This is a genomic window from Candidatus Accumulibacter vicinus (assembly GCF_000584955.1).
Taxonomy (GTDB): Bacteria; Pseudomonadota; Gammaproteobacteria; order Burkholderiales; family Rhodocyclaceae; genus Accumulibacter; species Accumulibacter vicinus.
On record NZ_JDSS02000020.1, the window covers coordinates 86,052 to 92,928 of the forward strand.

Annotated in this window: 8 protein-coding genes and 1 pseudogene; all 9 read right to left on the reverse strand. The window is 58.9% G+C overall.

What is annotated here, in order from left to right; genetic code table 11:
* A pseudogene (locus CAPSK01_RS08505) lies at positions 1-299 on the reverse strand (hypothetical protein); the annotation flags it as partial.
* A gap of 23 nt (positions 300-322) precedes the next feature.
* A complete protein-coding gene (locus CAPSK01_RS08510; RefSeq protein ID WP_034925229.1) occupies positions 323-847 on the reverse strand; it encodes a FixH family protein in 525 nt (174 codons plus the stop codon).
* A complete protein-coding gene (ccoG, locus tag CAPSK01_RS08515) occupies positions 844-2,262 on the reverse strand; it encodes a cytochrome c oxidase accessory protein CcoG (protein ID WP_034925232.1) in 1,419 nt (472 codons plus the stop codon). The genes CAPSK01_RS08510 and ccoG overlap by 4 nt, the downstream gene beginning before the upstream one ends.
* A 179-nt stretch (positions 2,263-2,441) precedes the next feature.
* On the reverse strand, positions 2,442-3,341 hold the full coding sequence (gene ccoP, locus CAPSK01_RS08520; RefSeq protein ID WP_034925235.1) for a cytochrome-c oxidase, cbb3-type subunit III: 900 nt from the start codon (positions 3,339-3,341) through the stop codon (positions 2,442-2,444).
* Positions 3,338-3,532, reverse strand: a complete 195-nt coding sequence (locus CAPSK01_RS08525; protein WP_034925237.1) for a CcoQ/FixQ family Cbb3-type cytochrome c oxidase assembly chaperone — start codon at positions 3,530-3,532, stop codon at positions 3,338-3,340. Before CAPSK01_RS08525 ends, ccoP begins: the two co-directional genes overlap by 4 nt.
* Positions 3,533-3,539: 7 nt before the next feature.
* The gene (ccoO, locus tag CAPSK01_RS08530) at positions 3,540-4,154 is read right to left on the reverse strand and encodes a cytochrome-c oxidase, cbb3-type subunit II (RefSeq protein ID WP_034925240.1); all 615 of its coding nucleotides are present in this window, start codon (positions 4,152-4,154) and stop codon (positions 3,540-3,542) included.
* 12 nt (positions 4,155-4,166) lie between these two features.
* Positions 4,167-5,600: a cytochrome-c oxidase, cbb3-type subunit I gene (gene ccoN / locus CAPSK01_RS08535; protein WP_034925243.1), complete on the reverse strand. Its 1,434-nt coding sequence runs from the start codon at positions 5,598-5,600 to the stop codon at positions 4,167-4,169.
* Between the two features lie 287 nt (positions 5,601-5,887).
* Entirely contained in the window at positions 5,888-6,130 is a 243-nt protein-coding gene (gene ccoS, locus CAPSK01_RS08540; RefSeq protein ID WP_034925246.1) for a cbb3-type cytochrome oxidase assembly protein CcoS, read from the reverse strand.
* A 3-nt stretch (positions 6,131-6,133) separates the two neighbouring features.
* On the reverse strand, positions 6,134-6,877 hold a 744-nt coding region (locus CAPSK01_RS08545), incomplete at its 5' end, for an HAD-IC family P-type ATPase (protein WP_034925249.1).

Genomic DNA, 6,877 nt, shown 5'->3' on the forward strand with positions numbered 1-6,877 from the left:
GCTTTGCCATGCGCCGGGAACGCCCGCGCTGTCGAGTCGGCCGGGCGCCCCCCCGTTTGCACAGGCCTCGACTGCGACGCCGTTCTCAGGCGCGCTGACGAATGGCCGGAGGCAGGCAACGGTACGGCAACATCCGCTGGCAGCGCCTGATTCGGCATCTTGAGCACCGCCAGGATCGGCTTCGTAGGCACGGCAAAGCGCACCGGCAAAACTTCGACGACCATGGTCAACAGGCCCACATGTGCTAAAGCGGACGCCACCAAGGCAGACCACAAGCGAGAATGGGCCGATTCGAGCATCGACCTGCTCTGACCCTCCCACTCTACCTGGTCGCTGCCGTTCCCGTTCCGACGGCAGCCACGGGCAACCGCAGAACCGATTCTTTCCCGGCCATCCATTCGCCCACCAACCGCCACTGCTGCCCATCGTCCTCGAGCGTAATGTGCCAGCGACCGGCAAATGGCTTGACGGTTCCGGTATAGACCGCCCCACCCCCGGCAGAACGCAGGACCACCTGCTGATCAAAACCCTGGCGCGTCGGGTGAGCGATGTACAGCTTCAGCGTTTCCGGCAGGCGGACCCCGTCCTTGCCGCGTAGCAGCGCACGCACCCGATCCCCCTCGGTCCCCATGAGCAGCTCGGCCTCGATTCCCAGCTCGACAGCCCGATGGTCGCGTGCAGAGCGCTGATTGACCGTCAGGCCCTGCTTATAGTAGTCGTCTTCCACCAGACCATCACTGCTGACGACGGCCAGATAGGCGGTGAAAATACCTGCGACGATGACGATCAGAGGACCCAGCATCAACAGCCACGGCCACGGCTCGCGATACCATATGGGGTTGTTCATGGCAGGAAGAAACTCGTCTTCTCGCGCACGGCGATTTTTTCGTGCTGGTCGGCCCGGACTTCAAAGAAGATCGGGTTTGAACCCTTCTTGCCCGCCTCCGGCCCAACACGTGCAGACAGTGCCACCGTCTTCGATGAAGCTGACGGGAGTTCGACGCTGCGTTCGCCAACAATATCGATACCATCAATACCGCTGACGCTGATCGAATAGCGATGTGGCGCTTCGTCGGTATTCGAAATGTGTAACCTGAACACGTTCTCGATGCGTCCATCGTCCGCCTCGCGTGACAACGTCGAACGGTCGCGCAGGACATCCACTTTCAAGGGCACCCGGTGGGCAAGACTCCACGCTGCTGCCAGAATGATCGCCAGCAGGATGCTCGAGTACAGCAGCGTTCGCGGCCGCAGCAGGTGGGAAAACATCTCGCCGACTGTATAGTGCTTGGCCAAGGCATTCTCGGTCGAGTAGCGGATCAGGCCGCGCGGGGAACCCACCTTGTCCATCACCTGATCGCAAGCATCGATGCAGGCCGCACAGGCAATACATTCGAGCTGCAGACCTTGGCGGATATCAATACCGGTTGGACAAACCTGCACACAGATGCTGCAGTCTACGCAGTCGCCGAGCGGCTTCGCTGTGGAGGCTGCGGCACCTTTCCGACGCCCTCCCCGTGGCTCGCCTCGTTCGGGGTCATAGCTGATGATCAGGGTATCCGGGTCGAACATCACCCCCTGGAAGCGCGCATACGGACACATGTATTTGCAGACCTGCTCGCGCAGGAAACCGGCCATCAGATAGAGGAAGGCCATGTAGAAAAATATCCAGAAAGCCTCCCATGGCCCCAGTTCGAACGTTGCGATTTCGTTGAGCAATTCCTTGATCGGCGTGAAATAGCCGACGAAGGTGATTCCTGTCCATAGGGCGACCAGCAGCCACAGCGAATGTTTGATGAACTTGAGACGAAACTTGCGCGCAGACATCGGCTGTGCGTCGAGCTTCATCCGTGCCGGGCGTTCGCCCTCGATCTTGCGTTCGATCCACATCAGGATTTCGGTGTAGACCGTCTGCGGACAGGCATAACCACAGAACAGACGCCCCCCCACGGCAGTCACCAGGAACAACCCGTACGCAGAAATCACCAGCAGTATGGCCAGGTAGATCACATCCTGCGGCCAGAAAACCATGCCAAAAATGTAAAACTTGCGTTCGGTGATGTGGAAGAGCACCGCCTGCCGATCACCCCATTCGATCCAGCATAGCCCATAGAACAAGGCCTGTGTCACGCAGACCATCACCCAACGCCAGCTGTTGAAAAACCCTGTGACGCTTCGTGCATAAACGGTATGGTGTTTCTCATACAAACCATCGACTTGGATGGGAATTGCCTTGGCCTTGCCGCTGGCCATCTGGTTCATGATCTCAGCTCCGATCTATTTCAGAATTACATCAAACTCTGATATTACCTCTTTGGCGAGAGCATGGGTTTGACTTGAATCAGGGGGAGCGCATTGCAGGTTCTGCAGCAAAGCACGGCACAGCGCAAACAAGAAAAAGGAGCGGAGCAGCCCGAGCCGCTCCGTTGATCCAACCTCGACTATTTGTTGCCGGCGCTCAGACTCAACACGTAGGCGGCAAGGACGTGCACCTTTTCTTCGCCGAGGAAATCCTTCCAGGCCGGCATCTGGTTGGTGCGACCCTTGGTAATGGTCTCGATAATCGACGCTTCGGTGCTACCGTAGAGCCAGATCTTGTCGCTCAGGTTCGGAGCACCCAGGGCCTGCATGCCCTTCGCATCCGGACCATGACAGCCCGAACATCCGACGCTGTTGAAAGCCTCCTGCCCCTTGGCGACGCGTAGCGAATCTGCCGGCAAACCCGACAGGGATCGCACGTAATTGGCAAGATCCTTGATCGTTTCGGCTCCGATCTGGGCATGTGGCGGCATCATCCCGATCCGGCCGGCGCTGATCGTTTGGACGATCGCCTCCGGTTCGCCGCCCCATTGCCAATCCTGGTCAGCCAGATTCGGGAAGCCCTTCGAGCCGCGTGCGTCGGCGCCATGGCACTGCATGCAGTAGGTCAGATACAGACGCTTGCCGGTCTCATTGCCTTCCTTATCGGCCGCCAGTGTCGGCAGGTCCATCTTCATGTACTTGTCGTAGAGCGGTTTGGTCTGCTCGTCGGCCTTGGCCACTTCCTTTGCCAGTTGTCCAATCGACGACCAGCCCAGCATGCCCTGGTAACTGCCAAGCGTCGGATAGAGTGCGCAGTAGACGAGTGAGAAGATGACGGTAATGTAGAACAGCCACATCCACCACTTGGGCAGTGGGTTGTTGTATTCCTCAAGAGTCTCGTCCCAGACATGCCCCGTGGTATCGCCCTTGCCACCGGTAGGCACACTTTGCATCCATAGCAGCACGCCGCAGGCAATGATACTGACGAGCACGAAGAGAATAACGTACCAGTTCCAAAACTGATTCACAAAATCGTTCATGATGCTTTCCTTTGTCCTTTTCGGTCCAGGCCCAATTCGGCCAGATCCGCCTCTTCATCGGCGAACGGCAGCATTGCCGCTTCTTCAAAGCGCTTCTTGTTGCCCTTCACGCCGTAGGCCCACCAGACTATCCCGAGGAAGGCCAGCAGGGAAACGACGGTCACGATGGCTCGCAAATTGTTGATGTCCATGCGCTGATTACTTGACGTTCTTCATTTCGATGCCCATCCCCTGCAGATAAGCGATGAGTACGTCCATTTCGCTCTTGCCTTCCAGCTGCTTTCTGGCTCCGGCGATCTCGTCATCGGTATAGGGAACCCCAATCTTTCGCAGGGCGTGCATCTTGGCTTCGATGCTGTTCGCATCAGCGGGTGCCTTCTCGAGAAAAGCGAAGGCAGGCATGTTGGACTCGGGAACCAGATCACGCGGATTGATCAGGTGCGCACGGTGCCATTCATCCGAATAGCGACCTCCGACCCGATGCAGATCCGGGCCGGTACGCTTCGAACCCCACTGGAACGGATGATCGTAAACGAACTCACCGGCGACCGAATAATGCCCATAACGCTCGGTTTCCGCGCGGAACGGACGAATCATCTGCGAATGACAAACGAAACAACCTTCGCGAATGTAAACATCGCGACCGGTCAGACGCACCGGGTCGTAAGGCTTGAGCCCGGTCACCGGCTCGGTGGTGGATTTCTGGAAGTAAAGCGGCACGATTTCAGCCAGGCCACCGATGCTCACCACCAGCAGGGTGAGCACCACCATCAACGTCACATTGCGTTCGATTGCATCATGCGTAAATTTCATTTTATTCTCCGGTCAGGCGTGATGAGCGGCTGGCACCAGGACGACGCGTGCATCATCGACCGAGCGGCCACTGGTGATCGTCTTGACCATGTTGTATGCCATGATCAGCATGCCGAACAGGAAGAGAAAGCCGCCGAGAAAACGGATCGCCCAGAACGGATACGAAGCCTTGACCGATTCAACGAAGCTGTAGGTCAGCGTACCGTCAAGATTGACCGCCCGCCACATCAGCCCCTGCATCACCCCGGCAATCCACATCGAGGCGATATAGAGAACGACGCCGATCGTCGATACCCAGAAGTGTACGGTGATCAGCTTGATGCTGAACATTTCGGACTTGCCGTATAGACGCGGCAACAAATAGTAGATCGAACCGATCGAGATCATCGCCACCCAGCCCAGCGCACCCGAGTGCACGTGACCAATCGTCCAGTCGGTGTAGTGCGACAGCGCATTGACCGTCTTGATGGCCATCATCGGGCCTTCAAAGGTGGACATGCCGTAGAACGACAGCGAGGTGATCAGAAACTTGAGAATCGGGTCGTCACGCAGTTTGTGCCAGGCGCCCGAGAGGGTCATCACCCCGTTGATCATGCCACCCCACGAAGGTGCCAGCAGAATCAGCGAGAAAAGCATGCCCACCGATTGGGCCCAGTCCGGCAGTGCCGTGTAATGCAGATGGTGCGGACCGGCCCACATGTAGGTGAAGATCAGCGCCCAGAAATGCACCACCGACAGGCGATACGAATAGACCGGGCGACCGGCCTGCTTCGGGACGAAGTAGTACATCATTCCCAGGAAGCCGGCCGTCAGAAAGAAGCCGACCGCGTTATGGCCGTACCACCACTGCACCATCGCGTCCTGCACACCCGCGTAGGCCGAATAGGATTTGGTCAGCGAGACCGGAATGGCGGCGCTGTTGACCACGTGCAGCAGCGCGACGGCGAGAATGAAGCCGCCGTAGAACCAGTTCGCCACATAGATATGGGTGACCTTGCGCTTGGCAATGGTACCGAAGAACACGATCGCATAAGCGACCCAGACCACGGTGATCAGAATGTCGATCGGCCATTCGAGTTCGGCGTATTCCTTGCCCGAGGTGAAACCCAGCGGCAGGGTGATCGCGGCCAGGACGATGACCAGTTGCCAGCCCCAGAAGGTGAAGGCCGCCAGACCATCCGAGAAGATCCTCGTATGGCAGGTACGTTGGACAACGTAGTAGGAGGTCGCGAACAAGGCGCTGCCCCCAAAGGCGAAAATGACCGCATTGGTATGCAATGGCCGCAGGCGACCGAAATGCAGATACTGCCCGAAGTTGAGATCAGGCCAGACCAGTTGGGCGGCAATGATCACCCCCACCAGCATTCCGACAATCCCCCAGATGACGGTCATCACGGCAAACTGCCGCACCACCTTGTAGTTGTATGTTGACTGAGTTTCCGACATGGACTCACCTCGTTTTTGACTAGAAACCGGTTTTCACCGCCCTGAATGCCCTTATGCCGAGCATTGACTATATGGATGCTATTCTAACCTTTCGGGCTCCAATTTGACACAGATCAAGCGCCACGGCCTTCGCCAGCGAATCATGCCGCACAAAAAAAGGGTGCGTTGCAACGCACCCCAACCCCAACAAAGAAACATCCCTAGCCTCCCACGTGCTGAATGCATCAGCCACCCCGCCATCGACGGGCAGATTATCCCAAGCCGCAGGGGAATCCTCTTGACTTGCGTCAAGAGTCGCGCAGATTGGCCGCCGGGCTTTCCCGCGGGCGCGCGTCTGGGTCACCCTCGGCAACCTTTCCCGACACTTGCGAGGATGACGCTGACGAGTGATCGTCATCCATCAGAATGCGGTAGGCCGGCCCTTCAAGGTCGTCGAACTGACCGCTGCGCAGCGACCACCAAAAGGCGATGGCGATCAGGAAGACCAGCACCACGGAAATCGGAATCAGCAGGTACAGCGTTTCCGTCATCGATCAGCCCTTGCAGCCTTTCTGCAGCCGCAACGAATTGGCGACCACCAGCAATGAACTCCCGGACATGCCGATGCCGGCCATCCACGGCGTAACGAAGCCGCTCATCGCCAGCGGCAGGGCAACCAGGTTATAGGCAAAGGACCATAAGAGGTTCTGCCGAATCACCTGCAAGGTTCGTCGCGCAACGACCACGCCGCGCCAGAGATGATCCAGGTTTTCGGAGAGCAGCACCAGATCGGCCTGCGTGCGCGCCAATTGCGAACCGCCCCCCATGGCCACCGAAACCTGCGCCTGCGCCAACACCGGGGCATCATTGACGCCGTCGCCAACCATCGCCACCACTGCCCCGTTGGCCTGCAGGCGGCGCACATAGTCGTGCTTGGCCTGCGGTGATGCGTTCGCCAGTACCTCGTCGATACCCAGTGCCTGCGCAACGCGGTGGGCAGCCGGCGCAGCGTCCCCAGTCAGCAGCGCCACCTGCCGCCCGCCGGTACGCAGTGCCGCGATCATCGCGGCCGCTTCCGGCCGTGTTTTGTCGCCGAGGCGAAACAGCGCAATCCAGTCCGACTCGTCGCCGAGCGCGATCACCGTATCGCCGCTCGCAGGCAGGGACTGCGCGGTTTCCGGCAGGGGCTTGCCGTGCAGCGCCTGGACATAGTCCGGGCGACCGAGACGCACCGACCGTCCGGCATGCCGGGCGTTCATGCCGGACCCTGGCTCGTTGCTCGGCTCGTCGACCGCCGG

Bases quoted from the DNA above. Each gene is read 5' to 3' on its own strand.
- CAPSK01_RS08510 (WP_034925229.1), bottom strand. From the start codon at position 847: ATGAACAACCCCATATGGTATCGCGAGCCGTGGCCGTGGCTGTTGATG.
- ccoG (WP_034925232.1), bottom strand. From the start codon at position 2,262: ATGAACCAGATGGCCAGCGGCAAGGCCAAGGCAATTCCCATCCAAGTC.
- ccoP (WP_034925235.1), bottom strand. From the start codon at position 3,341: ATGAACGATTTTGTGAATCAGTTTTGGAACTGGTACGTTATTCTCTTC.
- CAPSK01_RS08525 (WP_034925237.1), bottom strand. From the start codon at position 3,532: ATGGACATCAACAATTTGCGAGCCATCGTGACCGTCGTTTCCCTGCTG.
- ccoO (WP_034925240.1), bottom strand. From the start codon at position 4,154: ATGAAATTTACGCATGATGCAATCGAACGCAATGTGACGTTGATGGTG.
- ccoN (WP_034925243.1), bottom strand. From the start codon at position 5,600: ATGTCGGAAACTCAGTCAACATACAACTACAAGGTGGTGCGGCAGTTT.
- ccoS (WP_034925246.1), bottom strand. From the start codon at position 6,130: ATGACGGAAACGCTGTACCTGCTGATTCCGATTTCCGTGGTGCTGGTC.